Origin of the sequence: Sphingobium sp. BS19, from assembly GCF_027925545.1 — a bacterium.
Taxonomy (GTDB): Bacteria; Pseudomonadota; Alphaproteobacteria; order Sphingomonadales; family Sphingomonadaceae; genus Sphingobium.
This window is the reverse complement of the sequence record NZ_BSEF01000073.1, coordinates 1-1,266: the sequence shown is the minus strand read 5'-3', so window position 1 is coordinate 1,266 and position 1,266 is coordinate 1. Positions and strand designations below refer to the sequence as shown.

Annotated in this window: 1 protein-coding gene; it reads left to right on the top strand. The window is 61.5% G+C overall.

Features of this window, described 5'->3' with window-relative positions; all coding sequences use genetic code 11:
* Positions 1 to 63 precede the first annotated feature (63 nt).
* Positions 64 to 1,232 (top strand): IS3 family transposase gene (locus QMG56_RS23210; RefSeq protein ID WP_281825269.1). Its coding sequence is split into 2 segments (ribosomal slippage): positions 64 to 325 and positions 325 to 1,232, totalling 1,170 coding nucleotides; the frame shifts between segments, so codons are not numbered across the junction.
* Positions 1,233 to 1,266: the final 34 nt, after the last annotated feature.

Sequence of the window (1,266 nt, the reverse complement as noted above, 5' to 3'; positions counted from 1 at the left end):
TGATCTGCCCCCTTCTGAGTGGTCCAGAATCTCTGTTATTTTGGATTATGAAGGAGTTTGGAAATGGGCAAGAGGCACAAGCCGGAAGAGATTATCGGCAAGCTGCGTGAGGCTGAGATCGTGTTGGCGCAGGGCGGGACGACAGCGGATGCGTGTCGGCGGATCGCGGTGGCCGAGCAGACTTATTATCGCTGGCGCAAGGAATATGGGGGTCTGAAGACGGACCAGGCGCGGCGCATGAAGGATCTTGAGAAGGAGAATCTCCGGCTCAGGCGAGCGATCTCTGACCTGACGCTCGACAAGTTGATCCTCCAGGAGGCAGCCCGGGGAAACTTCTGAGCCCTGCGCGGCGAAGGCGCTGCATCGATCATGTACGAACCGAGCTGGCAGTATCCGAACGACGGGTCTGCCGGGTGCTTGGCCAGCATCGATCGACACAGCGCAAGGTGCCGCGCGGGGCCGATGACGAAGATGCGCTCACTGAGGACATCGTGGCACTGGCGCGCCAATATGGTCGCTATGGCTATCGCCGGATTACGGCTTTGCTGCGCGATGCGGGATGGACGGTGAACCGCAAGCGGGTCGAACGCATCTGGCGGCGCGAGGGCCTGAAGGTGCCGCAGAAGCAACCCAAGCGGGGCCGGTTATGGCTGAACGATGGCTCATGCATCCGGCTGCGCCCTGAATATCCGGGGCACGTCTGGGCATACGACTTCGTGGAAGGCCGGACACATGATGGCCGCAAGTTCCGCATCTTGACGATCATCGATGAAGCCAGCCGTGAATGCCTCGCCCTGATCGTGGCGCGACAGCTCAAACACGAAGACGTGCTGGCGGCCCTGGCCGACCTGTTCATCGCGCGTGGGCCACCTGCCAATATCCGGTCCGATAATGGCAGCGAATTTATCGCGACGGCAGTCCAGAAATGGCTGGCGCAGGTCGGTGTGACGACGCTCTACATCACCCCGGCCTCGCCATGGGAGAACGGCTACAACGAGAGCTTCAATGGGTCGCTTCGTGACGAGCTGCTCAATGGCGAGATCTTCTACAGCCTCGCCGAGGCAAAAGTGCTGATCGAAGCCTGGCGGCGGCACTACAACACGATCCGCCCCCACAGCAGCCTCGGCTACCGACCGCCGGCTCCGGAAACGGCTTCTCCGCCATTACCGCCCTCCGGTTCCGCTTCGCTCCACCTCCAGGCGGCAATGGCAACGGAGGCGATAATGCACTAACAATCAGCACGGACCACTCAGTGGGGGCCGGTCA